Raw genomic sequence first — 18,131 nt, forward strand, 5'->3', positions numbered from 1 at the left:
TAAGCCGATGACGCTCACGCGTCACTTCGATGACAGTCGCAAGACACCGCGGCGGATCCCTGTCACGGCAGGGACGTCATCCAGCTGTCACGAATATTTCTTCAAAGCATCATCGAATCGTCCTGCAATGGCGCCCATCGCCGGCAATGCCGCCGGTGCACCACCCGCCAGGAGCTTCCTTCGTGACCCACCTTTCCAAGATCCGCGTACTCGCGGGTGCCGTCGTCGCCACCCTGGCGCTGACCGCCAATCCGGCCTCGGCTGCCGACATCACCGGCGCCGGCGCCTCCTTCATCTATCCGGTGGTGACCAAGTGGTCGGCCGACTACGCCACCGCCACCGGCAACAAGGTCAACTACCAGTCGATCGGTTCGGGCGGCGGCATTGCCCAGATCAAGGCCAACACGGTGGACTTCGGCTCGTCGGACAAGCCGCTGGATCCGGCCGAGCTGTCGGCCTCGGGCCTGGTGCAGTTCCCGTCGGTGATCGGCGGCGTGGTGCCGGTGCTCAACGTGGCCGGCGTCGCCCCGGGCGCGCTGAAGCTGGACGGCGCCACCCTGGCCAACATCTTCCTGGGCAAGATCGCCAAGTGGAACGATCCGGCGATCGCCGCGCTGAACCCGGGCCTGACCCTGCCCGACCAGAAGATCACCATCGTCCACCGCTCCGACGGTTCGGGCACCAGCTTCAACTTCACCAACTACCTGTCAAAGGTCAGCCCCGAGTGGAAGTCCAAGATCGGCGAAGGCACCACCGTGCAGTGGCCGGCCGGCATCGGCGGCAAGGGCAACGAGGGCGTCGCCGCCTACGTCAAGCAGATCAAGGGCGGCGTGGGCTACGTCGAGTACGCCTATGCGCTGCAGAACAAGCTGGCCTACGCGTCGATGCGCAACTCGGCCGGCAAGTTCGTGCTGCCCAGCGATGAGACCTTCTCGGCCGCCGCCTCCAGCGCCGACTGGTCCAAGTCCAAGGACTTCAACCTGGTCATCACCAACGCCCCGGGCGCCGAGGCGTGGCCGATCACCGCGACCAACTTCATCCTGATGCGCAAGTCGCCCAAGAGCGCCGCCAGCGCCAAGGGCGCCAAGGAGTTCTTCAAGTGGGTCTACGCCTCCGGCGACGCCCAGGCCAAGGCACTGGACTATGTGCCGCTGCCCGACGCGCTGGTGCAGCAGATCGAGACCTACTGGTCGACCAACCTGAAGTACTGAGCGGACGCGCGGCCTCCTGCGGCCGCACGACGTTCGATGACGCGGCCCTTTGTGGGCCGCGTTTTTTTGTGCGGGGAGGCACATAACCTCGCCGCAGACGAAGGGGCGCTCGAAGTCACGACCTAGCGACTGAAGGGCGGTGTGCTTTTGCTACTCGCTTCGGTGGCCGGCCCGGGAAAGCCCCGACCCCTCCCCATCCCTCCCTGCGCTGCGCGCAAGGGAAGGGGCACAAACCGAAGCCCTGTGGCCTGGCGCGCGAGGCAGCGGTCCGGCGGGCGGGGGCCGCGCCGAGCGAGGCAGGAAGCCGAGCGCCTTCAGGCAGGGCAGGATGCCCCGATCAAGGGATAAGCGGCTCCCGCCCGCCGGACCGCTGCCCCTCCGAAGCCGGAAAACGTGCCCCGGCCACGGCGTCATGACCCTGTAACAAAAGCATCATCCAATAGCGCCAAGCAGGCCGGATGTTCGTCTGCGCCCTCTTCGCTTCCCTGGAGTTGCCCATGCGTTTCAAGCCGGCCCGCGCGGCCCTGCTGTCCCTGTCCGTTGCCCTGGCCGTCGCGGCCTGCAGCAAGCCCGCCGACCAGGCCAACACCGCCGCCACACCGGGCGCCGACGGCGCTCCCCAGCCGGCCGCGGCCGCGAAGAACCCCAACGCCGCGCAGATCTCCGGCGCCGGCGCGTCCTTCATCTATCCGCTGGTGTCCAAGTGGTCGTCCGACTACGCCGCCAGCACCGGCAACCAGGTCAACTACCAGTCCATCGGCTCCGGCGGCGGCATCGCCCAGATCAAGGCCAAGACCGTGGACTTCGGTTCTTCGGACAAGCCGCTGTCCAGCGAGGAACTGGCGCAGTCGGGCCTGGGGCAGTTCCCCTCCGCCATCGGAGGCGTGGTGCCGGTGGTCAACCTGGACGGCGTGGACGCCGGCAAGCTGCGCCTGACCGGCGAACTGCTGGCCAACATCTTCCTGGGCAAGATCGCCAAGTGGAACGACCCGGCGCTGGTGGCCGTCAATCCGGACCTGAAGCTGCCGGACGCCAAGATCAACCTGGTGCACCGCTCCGATGGTTCGGGCACCAGCTTCAACTTCACCAACTACCTGTCCAAGGTCAGCCCGGAGTGGAAGTCCAAGGTCGGCGAAGGCACCTCGGTGCAGTGGCCCGACGGCGTGGGCGGCAAGGGCAACGAAGGCGTGGCCTCGTACGTGAAGCAGATCAAGAACTCGATCGGCTACGTCGAGCTGGCCTATGCCCTGCAGAGCAACATGCCCTACACCGCCATGCAGAATGCGGCCGGCCAGTGGGTGCAGCCGGATGCGGCCTCCTTCGCCGCCGCGGCCGAGAGCGCGGACTGGGCCAACGCCAAGGACTTCAACCTGGTGATCACCAACGCGCCCGGCGAGAAGGCATGGCCGATCACCGCCACCAACTTCATGCTGATGCACAAGCAGTCGGCCGACGCCAAGCGCAACGCCGACACGCTGGCGTTCTTCAAGTGGGCCTTCGAGCACGGCCAGAAGCAGGCCGAAGACCTCCACTACGTGCCGCTGCCGGCGCCGCTGGTGCAGCAGATCGAGGCGTACTGGACGGCGGAGTTCAAGTGACGCAGCGGCGCGGCTGGGCCATAGGCCCGGCCGCCTTTGCCGCTGCCGGAGGCGGCATGCCGCCTCCATCCACGCGAAAGCGGGAATGACCAGTTGAGAGACGGCTTTCCGCTTCCGCGGCAATGAAGAGTTGAAAGAACACTTGCCCGCTTTCGCGGCAATTGAAGAATTGAAAAGCCGCTTTCCCGCCTCCGCGGCAATCACGAACTGAAAGATTGTGCGTTCACGCTTTCGCGGCAACAACGCCGCGTCGCGTCTCCCGCCCCCCTCCGAGCCCTCATCCTGCATGAACGCAGCAACGCTCCCCCTTCCCGACGGCAACTCGCGCGACGCGCGCGATGCGCGTGCCGACCGCCTGTTCCGCTGGGTGCTGGTCGGCACCGTGGTCTTCGTGCTGGTCGCGCTGGCCAGCGCCGCCCTGTCCATGCTCTGGGGCGGGCGCCACGTGCTGCTCGACCAGGGCTGGCACTTCATCACCTCCACCGACTGGAATCCGGTGGAGAACAAGTACGGCGCACTGGCGCCGATCTACGGCACGCTGGTCACCGCCGTCATCGCCATGATCATCGCCGTGCCGGTGAGCTTCGGCATCGCCTTCTTCCTCACCGAAGTAGCGCCGCGCTGGCTGCGCGGCCCGATCGGTACGGCCATCGAACTGCTGGCCGGCATTCCCTCGATCATCTACGGCATGTGGGGCCTGTTCGTGCTGGTGCCGGTCATGACCGAATACGTCACGCCCTGGCTCAACGACAGCCTCGGCACCCTGCCGGTGGTCGGCGTCCTGTTCCAGGGACCGCCGCTGGGCATCGGCATCCTGACCGCCGGCTTCGTGCTGGCGATCATGGTCATCCCCTTCATCTCCTCGGTGATGCGCGAGGTGTTCCTGACCGTGCCCACGCGCCTGAAGGAATCGGCCTACGCGCTGGGCGCGACCAAGTGGGAGGTGAGCTGGGACATCGTCCTGCCCTACACCCGCTCGGCGGTGATCGGCGGCATTTTCCTGGGATTGGGCCGTGCGCTGGGCGAGACCATGGCCGTGGCCTTCGTGGTCGGCAACAGCGTCAGCCTGTCGGCCTCGCTGCTGATGCCGGGCACCACCATCGCCGCGCTGATCGCCAACGACTTCGGCGAGGCCACCGAGACCTACCGCTCGGCGCTGCTGCTGCTGGGCTTCATCCTGTTCATCGTGACCTTCGCGGTGCTGGCCGCCGCGCGCTTCATGCTGATGCAGCTGTCCCGCCGGGAGGGCAACTGATGTCCAGCGCCGCCATCTATGCGCGCCGCCGCGTGGTCAACGTGCTGGCGATCTTCATCTCCTGCATCACCGCGCTGTTCGGCCTGGCGTTCCTGGCCTGGATCCTGTGGACGCTGGTGGCCAAGGGCATCGCCGGGATCAACCTGGACCTGTTCGTCCAGAACACGCCGCCGCCGATGCAGGAAGGCGGCCTGCGCAACGCCTTCTTCGGCAGCGCGGTGATGTGCGTGCTGGCGATCGTGATCGGCGCGCCGCTGGGCGTGCTGGCCGGCACCTGGCTGGCCGAGTACGGCAACGCGCGCAAGGCCGGCACGGTGGTGCGCTTCGTCAACGACATCCTGCTGTCGGCGCCCTCGATCGTGCTGGGCCTGTTCGTATACGCGATGGTGGTCTCGGTGATCGGCTTCTCGGCGCTGGCCGGTGCGATTTCGCTGGCCTTCATCGTGCTGCCGGTGGTGGTGCGCACCACCGACGAGATGCTGCGCCTGGTGCCGGCGCAGATGCGCGAGGCCGCGCTGTCGCTGGGCATCCCGCAGTGGAAGGTGATCATGCAGGTGCTCTACCGCAGCGCCTCTGCGGGCATCGTCACCGGCATCCTGCTGGCGCTGGCGCGCATTTCCGGCGAGACCGCGCCGCTGCTGTTCACCGCCTTCGGCAACCAGTTCTGGAGCAGCAACATCTTCCGCCCGATGGCCTCGGTGCCGGTGGTGATGAACCAGTTCGCCGGCAGCCCCTACGAAACCTGGCAGACCCTGGCCTGGGCCGGCGCGCTGGTCCTGACCGTGTTCGTCCTGCTTGTCAGCCTCGGCGCGCGCTTCTTCCTGCTGCGCAACCGGATCTCCAATGACTGATCTCTCGATGGATCCCACCATGAACGATGTGCAGCACGCCTCGCCCGCCCCGCGCCTGACCCCGGTCACCACCGAGCGCGGCGCGCTGCCGCCGGCCGAGGTCAAGCTCGAAGCCCGCGGCCTGGACTTCTACTACGGCAACTTCCACGCGCTCAAGGGCATCAACCTGCAGATCCCGGAGAAGCGCGTGACCGCGCTGATCGGTCCCTCGGGCTGCGGCAAGTCCACGCTGCTGCGCATCTTCAACCGCATCTACGCGCTCTATCCCAAGCTGCGCGCCACCGGCGAGGTGCTGCTGGACGGCGAGGACATCCTCTCGCCCAGGTATCCGATGAACCGCCTGCGCAGCAAGGTCGGCATGGTGTTCCAGAAGCCGGTGCCGTTCCCGATGACCATCTTCGAGAACGTCGCCTACGGCATCCGCCACCACGAGAAGCTGTCCAAGGCCGACATGAACGATCGCGTCGAGCAGGCCCTGCGCCAGGGTGCGCTGTGGGACGAGGTGAAGGACAAGCTGGGCCAGAGCGCGCTCGGGCTGTCCGGTGGCCAGCAGCAGCGCCTGTGCATCGCCCGCGCCGTGGCGCTGCGTCCCAGCGTGCTGCTGCTGGACGAGCCGACCTCGGCGCTGGACCCGATCTCCACCAGCCGCATCGAGCAGCTGGTCGAAGAGCTCAAGCAGGACTACACCATCGCCATCGTCACCCACAACATGCAGCAGGCCGCGCGCGTGAGCGACTACACCGCCTTCATGTACCTGGGCGATCTGATCGAACACGATGCCACCTCGATCATCTTCTCGCGTCCGTCCAAGCAGCAGACCGAGGACTACATCACCGGGCGGTTCGGTTGAAGCCAGGAGCGAGACGCGAGGAACGGGTCGACGCGGGGATGTGCCGCCCTCCCGCTGATCCACACGCCCCGTCGCGCTCGCCCCTTCGTCGCGCCCCTCGTTTCTCGTTTTCCGCCGCCCGTTCCTGGCTCCCCACACTCTCCCCTCACTTCCCGCGCCCATGAACAACTTCCCGCACGACCACATCGTCAAGAGCTACGACGAAGAGCAGCGCCGCATCGCGGCCGAGATCCTGCACATGGGCGAGATCGCCGTGGCCCAGCTGGAAGCGGCGCTGGACGTGGTCGAGCGCCGCGACGACCGCGCCGCCGAGCGCATCATCGCCAACGACGAGGCCATCGACACGCTGGAGGACAAGGTCAGCCACGACGTGATGCAGCTGGCCCTGCGCGGTCCGATGGCGCGCGATCTGCGCGTGATCCTGGCCGCGCTGCGCATCCCCAACGACATCGAGCGCATCGGCGACTACGCCTCCAACGTGGCCAAGCGCTCGATGGCGCTGAACATGCTGCCGCCGGTGCCGCACGCCACCGGCCTGCGCTCGCTGGGCCAGCTGGCCGCCGAACTGGTGCGCGATGCCATGGCCGCCTACCGCGACCAGGACGCGCAGCTGGCGCTGGACGTGCGCGACCGCGACGCCGAACTGGACGCGATGTACACCTCGCTGTTCCGCGAACTGCTGACCTACATGATGGAAGACCCGCGCAACATCACCTCGTGCACGCATCTGCTGTTCATGGCCAAGAACCTCGAGCGCATCGGCGACCATGCGACCAACATCGCCGAGAACGTGTGGTTCCTGGTGCAGGGCGATCATCCGCTGCCGCCGCGCGACAAGCGCGACGAGACCTCGACGACCAATATCCCGTCCGGCGGGTTTTCGCAATCCTGACTCCCGAGTGCGGGGCGTAACGAAAATTTTTAGCGTGTTCATATTCGCCAGCGCAGGCTGCACGCGAGCCCGGAGACCCGGGCCCCCCTGCAGAGGAGAACGCCATGAAACGCTTGTCCACCCTCTTCCTGGCCCTGTCGCTGGCGGCGAGCGGCACCGCGATGGCCGCTCCGCAGCATCATGGCGATCGCCATGACGACCGCCGCGGCCCGCCGCCGCCGGCGCACCGTCGTGATGGTCCGCATCACTGGAGCCGTGGCGAGCATCTGCGCCACGATCACCGCGGCGTCTACGTCCGCGACTACCGCATCCACCACCTGCCTCCGCCGCCGCGCGGTCACCAGTGGCGCCGCGTCGACAACGACTATGTGCTGGTGGCCGTGGCCACGGGCATCATCACCAGCGTGATCGCGGCCAGTCACTGACCCGCTGGCCTCATGCGGCGATCGAAACGGACGCGCCGGCGACGGCGCGTCCTTTTTCATGGTCGCGAGCGCCGGGCGCGGGCGGACGCGCGAGGCCGGTCTGCTAGGCTTTCGCGATGCAAGACGCCCCCGTTCCCCCTTCCCCCGCCCCGTCCGCCGCTTCGTTCACGCCCATGGCGCGCCGCTTCCGCGGCTTCCTGCCGGTGGTGGTGGACGTGGAGACCGGCGGCTTCGACTGGAACCGCCACGCGCTGCTGGAAATCGCCGCCGTGCCGCTGGACCTGGACGAGACCGGCCGCTTCGTCCTGGGCGAGACCGCCTGCGTGCACCTGGAGCCGGCGCCGGGGCTGGAGATCGACCCCAAGTCGCTGGAGATCACCGGCATCGTGCTCGACCATCCCTTCCGCCTGGCCAAGCCGGAGAAGGAGGCGCTGGACCACATCTTCGCGCCCGTGCGCGCGGCGGTGAAGAAGCACAACTGCCAGCGCGCGATCCTGGTCGGGCACAACGCGCATTTCGACCTGCATTTCCTCAACGCCGCGGTGGCGCGCACCCAGCACAAGCGCAATCCGTTCCATCCCTTCAGCGTGTTCGACACGGTGACCCTGGGCGGGCTGGCCTACGGGCAGACGGTGCTGGCGCGCGCGGTGCAGGCGGCCGGCATGCACTGGAACGCCGAGGAGGCGCATTCGGCTGTCTACGACGTCGAGCAGACCGCGCGGCTGTTCTGCAACATCGCCAACCAGTGGCCGCGGACGCAAGCCGCGTCCGAATCATGACGCGCGAAGTCCCGCCGCCGGCTGACGCCTCGCTGCAGCCGATCATCGATGTGCTGGACGCCTTGATCCAGGTGCTGGAACAGGACGGCGATACCCACTGGAGCGCGTGGATGCGGCGCGCGAAATCCCGCCTGGCGCAAGGCGACGATCGCGGCGCGGACGACCTGCTTGGTGCCTACGGCGGCATGGGATCGTTCAACGACCTGATCCTCGGCCAGTCGTACCAGGACGGACGCTTTGCCTGGAAACCGGGCTACGCCGACCTCAATGAGCGCTTCGACGCGTTGCGCGGCCGCGCCTGGGAACTGGCGCAAGGGATCCGGCGGCGTCGCGCCTGAGTGCCTAGTCCGGCAGCCGCGCCGCCGGTGGCGGGGTCCGGGCGCCCAGCGTGGCGCCGGCCGAGGCCACGATCACCGCGGCGATCGCCAGCCACTGCAGGCCCGACAGGCGCTCGTGCAGGAAAGCCAGGCCGCACAGCGCGCCGACGGCCGGTTCCAGGCTCATCAGCATGCCGAAGGTGCGCGTGGGCAGACGGGTGAGCGCCATCATCTCCAGCGAATACGGCAGCGCCATCGACAGCAGCGCCACGCCCAGCGCCGCCGGCAGCAGCGCCGGCGCCAGCAGCCCGCTGCCGGCGTGGATCACGCCCCAGGGCACGGCCACCACCGCGGCGATGGACGACCCCAATGCGACCATGCGCGGGCCATGCCCGGCGCCGGCCTTCTGACCGAAGACGATGTACAGCGCCCAGCACACGCCGGCGCCGACCGCGCAAGCCACGCCGAACGGGTCCAGCGCCGCGTCGCGGCCCGGCCACGGCACCAGCAGCGCCAGGCCGAGCGCGGCCAACAGCGCCCACAGCAGATCCAGCGCGCGGCGCGAGCCCAGCAGCGCCAGCGCCAGCGGCCCGGTGAACTCCAGCGCCACCGCCAGGCCCAGCGGCACGGTCTGCAGGGCGAGATAGAACAGGGTGTTCATCGTGCCCAGCGACACGCCGTAGCCGACCAGCATCTTCCACGGCAGCGCGCGCCAGGGCAGCGTCCAGGGCCGGAAGGCGATCCACAGCAGCACCGTGCCGAAGCCGAGCCGCAGCGCGGTCGCGCCGGTGGCGCCGACCGCCGGGAACAGCGTCTTGGCCAGGCTCGCGCCGGCCTGGATGGACACCATCGAGGCCAGCAACAGCAGCACCGGGAACAGCACCGAGGACTTCAGCGAGGGGGACGAGGTGGACACGAAGAGCCTGTAGTGGATGAGCGCGAGCCTGCGCACTATATTGCGCAGGATGGTCAGTCTAATGACGCGCAATATAGTGCGCAACCGGACGGAGTCACGATGAGCGTGCTCGAACATGTGGCCGGCAATCTGCGCCGACTGCGCCAGCAGGCCGGCCTGAGCCAGCAGGCCCTGGCCGAGGCCGCCCAGGTCAGCCGGCGCATGCTGGTGGCGATCGAATCGGGCGATGCCAACGTCAGCCTCAACACCCTGGACCGCTTGGCCGCGTCGCTGGGGGTGCAGTTCGCCGACCTGCTCAAATCCGCGGCGATCGACGACCCGACGCGTGTGGATGCGCTGGCCTGGCGCGGACGCGACCCCGCCTCGCGCGGCGTGATGCTGTCCAGCGTGCCGGCGGGCCATCAGGTCGAACTGTGGCAATGGACGCTGATGCCGGGCGAGCGCTATGCCTCGCAGGCCGATCCGGCCGGCTGGCGCGAGCTGCTGCTGGTGATCGAAGGCACGCTGACGCTGGAGAGCGTCCACGGCCTGCGCCAGTTCGCCGCTGGCGAACACCTGGTGTTCGCCAGCGATGCCGGCGACTACGCCTACCGCAACGACGGCGACGCACCGCTGCGGCTGGTGCGCAACGTGGTGTACTGACGGCCGTCTTCGCATCCAGGCCACGCGCGCCGTGGCAGGCTGCTCCCATGCCCGCTCAACTCCGTGCCCTGCGCGCCGACATCACCACGCTCCAGGTCGATGCCATCGTCAATGCCGCCAACAGCAGCCTGCTCGGCGGTGGCGGTGTCGATGGCGCCATCCATCGCGCCGCCGGGCCGGAACTGGTGGCAGAGTGCCGGCTGCTCGGCGGCTGCCAGACCGGGCAGGCGCGCATCACCGCCGGCTATCGCCTGCCGGCGCGCTACGTGATCCACACCGTCGGGCCGGTCTGGCGCGGCGGCGAGCACGGCGAGGCGGCGCTGCTGGCCGACTGCTACCGCAACAGCCTGCGCCTGGCTGGCGAACGCGGCGTGGCCAGTCTCGCCTTTCCCTGCATCAGCACCGGCATCTACGGCTTCCCGCCGGCGCCTGCGGCGAAGATCGCCGTGGAGACCGTGCGCGCCGAGGCGGTCGCGTATCCAGGCCTGCGCGAGGTGCTGTTCTGCTGCTTCTCGCAGGAGGACCTGGCGCTGTACGAAGCGCTGCTGCGCTGACGCCTGTCACGGCGCGGGCCTGGCACCAGACCGGCAAGACCTGAGCTCGCCAAGCTCGACCCTGAAAGGCATCCACTGCCCTGCGGCCTCGGACCCACACGCCCGACAAGATCTCGTCATTCCCGCGCAAACGGGAATCCAGGGACTTTCGCGCGAGGAGCCCCAGGTCGCTGGGTTCCCGCCTTCGCGGGAATGCCGAGCGCACGCGCCCCCCAGCGCTCAATCGTGCTCGATCCGGTCGCGGCCATTGCGCTTGGCGCGGTACAGCAGGCGGTCGGCGCGCTGGTACAGCGCGGCCGGCGCGGCGTCGCCCGGCTCCAGCATCACCAGGCCGGCGCTGAAGGTGATGGCCAGGCCGGCGACCCCGCCCCAGTCGCGGCGCGCGTGGAACAACCCGCGCAGCCGCTCGCAGGCGCGCGCGGCCTGTTCCAGCGTGGTGTCCGTGAACAGCAGGCAGAACTCCTCGCCGCCGCTGCGCGCGGCCATGTCGGCCTCGCGCTGCTGCGCGGCCAGCAGCCGCCCGACTTCGCGCAGGACCGCATCGCCGACCGTATGCGAGTGCTGGTCGTTGACGCGCTTGAAGTGGTCCACGTCGAGCATCGCCAGGCACAGCGGCTGCCCGCTGCGCCGGGCACGGGCCATTTCCTGCGCCAGCCGCTCCTCGAACGCGCGGCGGTTGGGCAGGCCGGTCAGCATGTCCTCGCGCGCCTGGCGCTCGAAGGCCTCGGCCTGCACGCGCATCTGCTGCAGCAGGTCGGTCTTTTCCTCGTCGGCCTGGCGCAGGCGCTGCGCCTGGGCCTGCAGGTCGCGCGTGCGCGCATCGACCAGCCCGGCCAGGCGCGCGGTGCGATGCCGGTAGCGGTGCATGCGATAGCGGTACAGACCGAACAGGGCCAGCACCAGCAGCGCCGTCGCCGCGAACTGCACATCGTGGCGCTGCCACAGGAGGGGATCGACGGTGAAGCGCAGCACCGCGGGCGGATCGCTCCAGGCGCCGTCCGGATGCGCGGCCGAGACGCGCAAGGTGTAGTCGCCAGGCGGCAGCCGCGCCAGTTCGATGCTGCGCTGGTGGCCGCGGCGCACCCAGTCGCTGTCCAGGCCGTCGAGGCGGGTGCGGTACTCGGTGCGCTCGGGCATCAGATAGCTCAGGCCGACGTAGCTGACCGTCAGGCGCTGGTCGCCGTTGAGCCGCAGCGGCCGCTCGGTGCGCCAGGCCAGGGGCGCGCCGTCGCGCTGGACATCGTCGATCACCACCGGCGGCGCGGGCCGGTCGCGGAACCACTGCATGCGCGCGGGATCGACGATGCTCACGCCGCCGGCCGTGGCGATCCACACCGTGCCGTCGCCGCGCACCACCTCGGTCGGCCCCGAGCTGCCGTTGGCCTGCGAATTGGCCATCCCGTCCATCTCGTTGAAGCTGGTCATCAGCACGCGCGGCTGCAGGCCGTCGGCGACGCGGTCCAGGCTCGCCAGGCTGGTGTACAGCACGCCGCGGTTGCTGGTGATCCACAGGCGACCGGCGTGGTCGGGCTTCAGTTCGAACACCGTGTCCACCGGCACGCCCTGCTCGCGGCCCACGCGCGCCAGGGCGCCGTTGCGCTCGCGATACAGGCCGCGGTCGGTGGCGATCCACATCGCATCGCCCAGGCGGGTGAAGCCGAACACCGTGCGCGCGCCGCCCATGGCGCCCACCGGCAGCGCCCGCACCTGCGTGCCGCGCAGCACCAGCGCGCCTTCCAGCGTGCCCATCCAGACCGCCCCGGGCTCGCTGTGGACCGCGGTGATCAGGCCGCTGGGCAGGCCGGCCACCTGCGGGCGCACCGCGCGTGCGCCGTCGATGTAGGCCAGGCCGCGCTGGGTGGCCAGCCACACCACATCGTCCGCGCCCACGCTGATCGCCCGCACCGTGCCCTGCGGCACGCCCTGCTCGGTGCCGTAGCGCGCGATCGCGCCGTGGACCGGCACGCGGTACACCCCGTCGCTGGCCGTGCCCACCCACAGCGTGCCGTCGCGCTGGCGCGCCAGGCTCAGCACCGAGGGCGGCTTGCCGGTCTGCGTGGGCAGGGCCACGGAGGTCACACGGCGATCGGCCTCGATCCGCTGCAGCCCCAGCGGATGGCCCACCCACATCGCGCCCTCGCCGTCCTCCAGCAGCGCGCGCACGTAGTCCGAGTCCAGGCCGTGGCGCTTGGTGATGTTGGAGAACAGGGTCTCGTGCAGGCGGAACAGGCCGCCGTTGGCGCCGATCCAGAGGCTGCCCTCGGCGTCCTCCTTCAGGCTGGTGATGCGCCCGCCCGGCAGCGGCCAGGCCGAGGTCAGGGTCTCCACGCCGTTGCGGCCGATGCGCAGCACCTCGCCGCTCTCGGTGCCGAGCCACAGCTCGCCGCGCCGGTCCTGCACCATCGAACTGGGGCGCCCGACGCGGGGCAAGACATGGCGCAGCACCAGGCGCTGGCCTTCCATCCGGTACAGATGGTCCTGCGCGACCACCCACAGCGCGCCGTCCGGCGCCAGGTAGGGCCAGGCCGCGCCGGCCGGCAGGCCGGCCTCGCGGGACACGTTGTGCAGGGTGCCGTCCTGATCGCGGCGCAGCAGGCCCTCGGTGCTGCCCACCAGGACGCGGTCCTGGGCATCGATGGCCAGGTGCGCGTAAGCCGTGCGCAGCGGCGAATCCGGCCCCGGCGTCTCATAGCGATAGCGGCCGTCCGGTTCCAGGCAGGCCAGGCCGCGGCCCTCGAACAGCATCCACAGCCGGCCGTGGCGGTCCATGGTCATCGCCGGCAGCAGCACCTCGGGCGCGTCGGCCGGACGCGGCCAGATCTTGAAGGTGCCATCGCTGCCGTAGCGGCTGATGTTGCCGCGCGAATCGCTCAGCCACAGCGCGCCGTCCGGGGCCACGTACAGGGCGCCGATGCCGTTGTCGGCCAGCGCCGGCCGGGTGCCGCGGTCGAAGGTGGTGAAGTCCAGGCCGTTGTAGCGGGTCAGGCCTTCCCAGGTGCCGAACCACAGGTAGCCATCGGGCGTCTGGGCGATGTCGCGGATCGAGTTGTGCGGTAGCCCCTCGCGCGAGGTCCACAGGTCGATGGCGTAGTCGCGCAGCGGCGGCGCCGGTGCGATCGGCGCGGCGGCCGGCACCGGCCCGGCCAGCGCCGAGAGCAGGAGGCCCAGCACGAGCAGCGCCCACGCCCGTGGCCAGCCGGCGCCATGCCGATGCGTCCGCCTCATGCGCCCCCCGCCCGCACGTGGTCCCCCTTGTCCGCCTCAGGCGCCGCGCTGGCGCACGGCCTCGAACAGGGTCACGCCGGTGGCGACCGAGACGTTGAGGCTTTCGATGTCGCCCGGCATCGGGATCTTCACCAGCCCGTCGCAGTGCTCGCGCGTGAGCCGGCGCATGCCGTCGCCCTCGCCGCCGAGCACCAGCGCGACATTGCCGGTCAGGTCCAGTGCGTACAGCGAGTTCTCCGCCTCGCCGGCCAGGCCGTAGATCCACACGCCGGCCTTCTGGATCTCGCGCAGCGTGCGCGCCAGGTTGGTCACGGCGATCACCGGGATGCGGTCGGCGGCACCGGCCGAGGTCTTGCGCACGGTGGCGTTCAGGCCGACCGACTTGTCCTTGGGGATGACCACCGCCGTGACCCCGGCCGCGGCCGCGCTGCGCAGGCAGGCGCCGAGGTTGTGGGGGTCCTGCACGCCGTCGAGCACCAGCAGCAGCGCGCGGCCCTGAGCCCCCTCGATCAGGCCGGGCAGCTCGCCCTCGTCCCAGGTGCGCGCGGCGGCGTAACGCGCGGCCACGCCCTGGTGGCGCACCTGGCCGCCGACGCCGTCCAGCGCCTGGGTGGTGACCCGGCGCACGTCGATGCCCTTGCGGCGCGCGTTCTCCTCGATTTCGATCAGGCGCGCGTTCTTGCTGCCGCCATCGATCAGCACTTCGCGCACGTGGTCGGCGTCGTTGTCGATGGCCGAGGCGACGGCGTTGACGCCGACGATCCATTGGTTCTGTTTGCTCATGGGGGGAACGTCTTGAGGAATCGGCTTGCTTGGGACGGGACGCGGGGCTTGCGGCTCTGGAACGGGGCGATGCGGTGGCGCGATGCAGGGAGGCCATCAGCCCCCGCGTGTACTCCTGGATCCGGATCCCTGGCCCGTCAGGTCAGAGATCGCGGTCAGGATGCTGGAACGAGACGATGCGCGACAGGAACTCCAGCGACTCGGCGTCCTGTTCGGTGCGACGCGTCGGCAGTCCATGCAGCGCATCGACGAACGGCAGCCGACCTTCCACGCCGTACTGGATGCGCGGCGGGAATAGCGCCGGGGTGTCGAACGCGCCGGCCGCCAGCGCCACGCCATCGGGCGCCTCGTAGGTCAGCGGCGTGCCGCACTGGTTGCAGAAGCCGCGTTCCACCAGGTTGGAGGAGGCAAAGCGCGTGGGCTGCCCCCGCGTCCAGGTCAGGGTGGCGCCGCGCGTGGACACCAGCGGCGCGTAATACGCACCGAAGGCCTTCTGGCACATGCGGCAGTGGCAGATCGAGGCGTCCTCCAGCGTGCCGCTGACGTGGAAGCGCACCGCACCGCACTGACACCCGCCGCTGTACTCGCCCATCGCCCGCCGCCCCCGCTCAGTACTTCTGCTTCTTGCGCTTGGCCGGGAACGCGCGCGGCGGCTGCTCGTCCGCGGCGGCCCCGTCCTGGCGCTGCTCCACCAGCCGGAAGTCGATCTTGCGCTCCTCCATGCTGGCCTTCATGACCTGCACCTGGACCGCATCGCCCAGGCGGAACTCCATGCCGCGGCGCTCGCCGGAGAGCGTCTTGCGGATCGGATCGAAGTGGTAATAGTCGTGCGGCAGCTGGGTCACGTGCACCAGGCCGTTGACCTTGGACTGGTTGAGCTCGACGAACAGGCCGAAGCTGGTCACCCCGCTGATCACGCCGTCGAAAATGCCGCCGACGTGCTGTTCCATCCACGCGGCGCGGTAGCGCTCGTCGACCTCGCGCTCGGCCTCGTCGGCGCGGCGCGCGCGTTCGGAGCACTGCAGCGACAGCGCGGCCATCTCGCGCGGGCTGTACTGGAACTTCTCCACCGGCTTGCCGCTGAGCGCGTGCTTGATCGCCCGGTGCACCAGCAGATCCGGGTAGCGGCGGATGGGCGAGGTGAAATGCGCGTACGCATCCAGCGCCAGGCCGAAGTGGCCGGCGTTGTCCGGCGTGTACACCGCCAGGCTCTGGCTGCGCAGCACCACCGACTCCAGCAGCGCCACGTCCGGGCGCTGGCGGATCTTGTGCAGCAGCGCGGTGAAATCGCGCGGCTCGACCTTGCTCCACGGCGGCATGGACAGCTTGAACTCCTTGAGGAACTCCAGCAGGTCGGCGTACTTGGACTCCGGCGGACGCTCGTGCACGCGGTACGGCGCCGGCACGCCCTTGGCCAGCAGATAGCGCGCGGCCTGCACGTTGGCCGCGATCATGCATTCCTCGATCAGCTTGTGCGCGTCGTTGCGCACCTGCATGCCGGCCTGGGTGACCTCGCCCTTGTTGTCCAGGACGAAGCGCACTTCGCTGGTCTCGAACTCGATCGCGCCGCGCTTCTGCCGCGCCTTGGCCAGCAGGCCGTACAGCGCGTGCAGGCGCTGCACGTGCGGCAGGATGGCTGGGCCGATCTGGGCCTGCGCCTCAGCATCGTCCTCGCCCACCGCCTTCCACACCTGGTCGTAGGTCAGGCGCGCGTGCGAGCGCATCACCGCCTCGTAGAACTTCGACTCGGTGACCTCGCCCTCCTTGTTGACCTGCATGTCGCACACGAAGCACATGCGGTCCACGTTGGGATTGAGCGAGCAGATGCCGTTGGACAGGGTCTCCGGCAGCATCGGCACCACGAACCCGGGGAAGTACACCGAGGTCGCGCGCAGCTGCGCCTCCTCGTCCAGCGGCGTGCCGGGACGCACGTAGTGCGACACGTCGGCGATGGCCACCACCAGCCGGTAGCCAGAGCGGTTGCTGATGCGAAGGCCCTTGCGGTTGGACTCGCAGTAGACCGCGTCGTCGAAGTCCTTGGCGTCGGCGCCGTCGATGGTCACCAGCGGCATGTCGCGCAGGTCCACGCGCCCGCCGATCATCGACGGCTCGACCTTCAGCGGCACCGCGGCGGCCTCGTCCAGCACCGCCTGCGGGAATTCGTAGGGCAGCTCGTGGCCGTGGATGGCGGTCTCCACCACCAGCGAGGGGGTGAGCTTGTCGCCGAGCACGGCGATGATCCTGCCGATCGGTTCGCGGCGTCCGTCCGGCGCGTGGGTCAGCTCGCACACCACCAGCTGGCCGTCGCGTGCCTCGCCGCGCGCGTCCGGCGGGATCAGCACGTTGCGCTGCATGCGTTTGTCGTCGGGCACCACGAAGCTCACGCCCGCCTCCAGCGCGAAGCGGCCGATCAGCCGGTTCACCCGGCGCTCGAGCACTTCCACGATCGCACCCTCGCGGCGGCCGCGGCGGTCCATGCCGGTGACGCTGGCCAGGACACGGTCGCCGTGCATGACCTTGCGCATCTCAAACGGGGGCAGGAACAGGTCGTCGCCGCCCGCCTCGGGCCGCAGGAAGCCGAATCCTTCCGGATTGGCGATCACCACGCCCGGCACCAGGTCCATCTGCTCGGCCGGGGCATAGCCGCCACGGCGGTTGAGCAGCAGCTGGCCGTCGCGGACCATCGCATTGAGCCGCTTGCCCAGCGCCTCGAAGCGGTCCGGCGCGGTCAGGTCGAGCTTGGCGGCCACTTCCTCGGCGGTCAGCGGGCCTTCGCTGGCGGCCAGCGTGCCCAGGATCACTTCGCGGCTGGCGATGGGCTGGGCGTAGCGCTCGGCCTCGCGCGCGGCGTGCGGGTCGACGAAGCCGGCCTGGCCCGCGCCCTGCGCGGGCACCACCACGCGCGGACCGCGCGGGCGACGTTCGAAGGGACGCGGGCCGGCATCGCGCTGGCGCTCATCGCCGCCGCCGCGCCGGCCGCCGGACGCGCCCTTGCCCGAGCGCGCCGGGGCGGGCGCGTCTGGCAGTTGTGGCATCCAGGGGGGGAGCGACTTGCCGGCGGGCTTCTTTCCGCCGCCGGAGGCGGTGCGTGATTTGGAAGGCGGAGCCTTGCCCGATGGGGGGTTGCGTCCGCCCGATCCAGTTTTTTTGGTCATGGGTGCATGGTACACCGCCGGCCCGCGCCCACCGGCGCGGTGTGGGCCGTTGCGTTGACAATCCTCGCCGTTCACCGCACCATACGCGCCCCGTTGCCCAGGTGGCGGAATTGGTAGACGCACTAGTTTCAGGTACTAGCGGGTAAAACCGTGGAGGTTCGAGTCCTCTCCTGGGCACCAACGGATCGGCAGGCCACTGCCACACATCAAACCCCGCCAACGCGGGGTTTTTTGTTGCGCTTCTCCTGGGCGGCGAGGGAGCGTGGTGCACTGGCCTTCTGGCTTCGTGGGCAGCGGTCGGGCAGGCGGGCGCGCGTAGTGCTCGCCGAACCCGGTGGAAGCCGGTCAATCGGCCCTACCCTAGAGTCAACCCTGGGTGGCGGACCGAGCCGAGGAGTTGCGCCTGCCCGGGCCCAGGCCGGCTGGCGAAGTGCGCTCACCCGCCCCGCACGCTCATCAAAGCGTCTGCGCTCACGGACTTCGGCGAAGCGACTTTCCGATCTTCCTGCCCACGCGCGTGGCGTGATGCGCCGAACCTGTTGACGCGCCCCCCGCCCTGACCGCAGAATGCGCGCCCCGTTGCCCAGGTGGCGGAATTGGTAGACGCACTAGTTTCAGGTACTAGCGGGTAAAACCGTGGAGGTTCGAGTCCTCTCCTGGGCACCAACGGATCGGCAG

At 69.7% G+C, this 18,131-nt stretch carries 16 protein-coding genes and 2 tRNA genes; 13 read left to right on the forward strand and 5 right to left on the reverse strand.

The window, feature by feature from the left end:
* Positions 1–200: 200 nt before the first annotated feature.
* The 9 genes from pstS (LAJ50_RS13355) (at position 201) to LAJ50_RS13395 (ending at position 8,199) form a co-directional block, all read left to right on the forward strand.
* Positions 201–1,211, forward strand: a complete 1,011-nt coding sequence (pstS, locus tag LAJ50_RS13355) for a phosphate ABC transporter substrate-binding protein PstS (protein WP_224096588.1) — start codon at positions 201–203, stop codon at positions 1,209–1,211.
* 497 nt (positions 1,212–1,708) lie between these two features.
* Positions 1,709–2,809: a phosphate ABC transporter substrate-binding protein PstS gene (gene pstS / locus LAJ50_RS13360; RefSeq protein ID WP_130549671.1), complete on the forward strand. Its 1,101-nt coding sequence runs from the start codon at positions 1,709–1,711 to the stop codon at positions 2,807–2,809.
* A 286-nt stretch (positions 2,810–3,095) separates the two neighbouring features.
* Positions 3,096–4,064, forward strand: coding sequence for a phosphate ABC transporter permease subunit PstC (gene pstC / locus LAJ50_RS13365; RefSeq protein ID WP_130549672.1), 969 nt, complete (start codon positions 3,096–3,098; stop codon positions 4,062–4,064).
* Entirely contained in the window at positions 4,064–4,915 is an 852-nt protein-coding gene (gene pstA / locus LAJ50_RS13370) for a phosphate ABC transporter permease PstA (RefSeq protein WP_138651867.1), read from the forward strand. Before pstC ends, pstA begins: the two co-directional genes overlap by 1 nt.
* Before the next feature lie 19 nt (positions 4,916–4,934).
* Positions 4,935–5,765 (forward strand): phosphate ABC transporter ATP-binding protein PstB, encoded by an 831-nt coding sequence (gene pstB / locus LAJ50_RS13375; RefSeq protein ID WP_138651865.1) that lies wholly within the window; start codon positions 4,935–4,937, stop codon positions 5,763–5,765.
* 160 nt (positions 5,766–5,925) lie between these two features.
* Positions 5,926–6,657, forward strand: coding sequence for a phosphate signaling complex protein PhoU (phoU, locus tag LAJ50_RS13380; RefSeq protein WP_130549675.1), 732 nt, complete (start codon positions 5,926–5,928; stop codon positions 6,655–6,657).
* A gap of 104 nt (positions 6,658–6,761) precedes the next feature.
* Complete coding sequence (locus tag LAJ50_RS13385) at positions 6,762–7,082, forward strand: RcnB family protein (protein WP_138651863.1); 321 nt, start codon at positions 6,762–6,764, stop codon at positions 7,080–7,082.
* A 116-nt stretch (positions 7,083–7,198) separates the two neighbouring features.
* A complete protein-coding gene (gene rnt, locus LAJ50_RS13390) occupies positions 7,199–7,861 on the forward strand; it encodes a ribonuclease T (RefSeq protein ID WP_138651861.1) in 663 nt (220 codons plus the stop codon).
* Positions 7,858–8,199 (forward strand): hypothetical protein, encoded by a 342-nt coding sequence (locus LAJ50_RS13395; RefSeq protein WP_138651859.1) that lies wholly within the window; start codon positions 7,858–7,860, stop codon positions 8,197–8,199. Before rnt ends, LAJ50_RS13395 begins: the two co-directional genes overlap by 4 nt.
* Positions 8,200–8,203: 4 nt before the next feature.
* On the opposite strand, the gene rhtA is transcribed toward LAJ50_RS13395, so the two are convergent.
* Entirely contained in the window at positions 8,204–9,094 is an 891-nt protein-coding gene (gene rhtA, locus LAJ50_RS13400; RefSeq protein ID WP_224096320.1) for a threonine/homoserine exporter RhtA, read from the reverse strand.
* Between the two features lie 99 nt (positions 9,095–9,193).
* On the opposite strand from rhtA, the gene LAJ50_RS13405 reads away from it, so the two are divergent.
* Both LAJ50_RS13405 and LAJ50_RS13410 read left to right on the forward strand, forming a co-directional pair.
* A complete protein-coding gene (locus tag LAJ50_RS13405) occupies positions 9,194–9,736 on the forward strand; it encodes an XRE family transcriptional regulator (RefSeq protein ID WP_138651855.1) in 543 nt (180 codons plus the stop codon).
* Positions 9,737–9,783: 47 nt separating this feature from the next.
* On the forward strand, positions 9,784–10,290 hold the full coding sequence (locus tag LAJ50_RS13410; RefSeq protein WP_138651853.1) for an O-acetyl-ADP-ribose deacetylase: 507 nt from the start codon (positions 9,784–9,786) through the stop codon (positions 10,288–10,290).
* Positions 10,291–10,509: 219 nt separating this feature from the next.
* Here LAJ50_RS13410 and LAJ50_RS13415 read toward each other — a convergent pair whose 3' ends face one another.
* The 4 genes from LAJ50_RS13415 to rnr all read right to left on the reverse strand — a co-directional run bounded on the left by LAJ50_RS13415 (position 10,510) and on the right by rnr (position 17,333).
* Positions 10,510–13,515, reverse strand: coding sequence for a diguanylate cyclase (locus tag LAJ50_RS13415; RefSeq protein WP_138651851.1), 3,006 nt, complete (start codon positions 13,513–13,515; stop codon positions 10,510–10,512).
* A gap of 36 nt (positions 13,516–13,551) precedes the next feature.
* Positions 13,552–14,298 carry a 23S rRNA (guanosine(2251)-2'-O)-methyltransferase RlmB gene (gene rlmB, locus LAJ50_RS13420; RefSeq protein ID WP_138651849.1) on the reverse strand — a complete coding sequence of 249 codons (747 nt, stop codon included), beginning with the start codon at positions 14,296–14,298 and terminating at the stop codon, positions 13,552–13,554.
* Between the two features lie 142 nt (positions 14,299–14,440).
* Positions 14,441–14,890, reverse strand: a complete 450-nt coding sequence (locus tag LAJ50_RS13425) for a GFA family protein (protein ID WP_138651847.1) — start codon at positions 14,888–14,890, stop codon at positions 14,441–14,443.
* 16 nt (positions 14,891–14,906) lie between these two features.
* Positions 14,907–17,333, reverse strand: coding sequence for a ribonuclease R (gene rnr, locus LAJ50_RS13430; protein ID WP_224096321.1), 2,427 nt, complete (start codon positions 17,331–17,333; stop codon positions 14,907–14,909).
* Positions 17,334–17,548: 215 nt separating this feature from the next.
* On the opposite strand from rnr, the gene LAJ50_RS13435 reads away from it, so the two are divergent.
* Together LAJ50_RS13435 and LAJ50_RS13440 are read left to right on the forward strand one after the other, a co-directional pair.
* Positions 17,549–17,633: transfer RNA gene (locus tag LAJ50_RS13435), tRNA-Leu, on the forward strand.
* A gap of 401 nt (positions 17,634–18,034) precedes the next feature.
* Positions 18,035–18,119, forward strand: a tRNA-Leu gene (locus LAJ50_RS13440).
* Positions 18,120–18,131 lie beyond the last annotated feature (12 nt).

Source organism: Pseudoxanthomonas sp. X-1 (assembly GCF_020042665.1).
Classification (GTDB): Bacteria; Pseudomonadota; Gammaproteobacteria; order Xanthomonadales; family Xanthomonadaceae; genus Pseudoxanthomonas_A; species Pseudoxanthomonas_A spadix_A.

Coding starts and splice junctions, on each gene's coding strand:
- pstS (WP_130549671.1), top strand. CDS start 1,709: ATGCGTTTCAAGCCGGCCCGCGCGGCCCTGCTGTCCCTGTCCGTTGCC.
- pstC (WP_130549672.1), top strand. CDS start 3,096: ATGAACGCAGCAACGCTCCCCCTTCCCGACGGCAACTCGCGCGACGCG.
- pstA (WP_138651867.1), top strand. CDS start 4,064: ATGTCCAGCGCCGCCATCTATGCGCGCCGCCGCGTGGTCAACGTGCTG.
- pstB (WP_138651865.1), top strand. CDS start 4,935: ATGAACGATGTGCAGCACGCCTCGCCCGCCCCGCGCCTGACCCCGGTC.
- phoU (WP_130549675.1), top strand. CDS start 5,926: ATGAACAACTTCCCGCACGACCACATCGTCAAGAGCTACGACGAAGAG.
- LAJ50_RS13385 (WP_138651863.1), top strand. CDS start 6,762: ATGAAACGCTTGTCCACCCTCTTCCTGGCCCTGTCGCTGGCGGCGAGC.
- rnt (WP_138651861.1), top strand. CDS start 7,199: ATGCAAGACGCCCCCGTTCCCCCTTCCCCCGCCCCGTCCGCCGCTTCG.
- LAJ50_RS13395 (WP_138651859.1), top strand. CDS start 7,858: ATGACGCGCGAAGTCCCGCCGCCGGCTGACGCCTCGCTGCAGCCGATC.
- LAJ50_RS13405 (WP_138651855.1), top strand. CDS start 9,194: ATGAGCGTGCTCGAACATGTGGCCGGCAATCTGCGCCGACTGCGCCAG.
- LAJ50_RS13410 (WP_138651853.1), top strand. CDS start 9,784: ATGCCCGCTCAACTCCGTGCCCTGCGCGCCGACATCACCACGCTCCAG.
- LAJ50_RS13415 (WP_138651851.1), bottom strand. CDS start 13,515: ATGAGGCGGACGCATCGGCATGGCGCCGGCTGGCCACGGGCGTGGGCG.
- rlmB (WP_138651849.1), bottom strand. CDS start 14,298: ATGAGCAAACAGAACCAATGGATCGTCGGCGTCAACGCCGTCGCCTCG.
- LAJ50_RS13425 (WP_138651847.1), bottom strand. CDS start 14,890: ATGGGCGAGTACAGCGGCGGGTGTCAGTGCGGTGCGGTGCGCTTCCAC.
- rnr (WP_224096321.1), bottom strand. CDS start 17,333: ATGCCACAACTGCCAGACGCGCCCGCCCCGGCGCGCTCGGGCAAGGGC.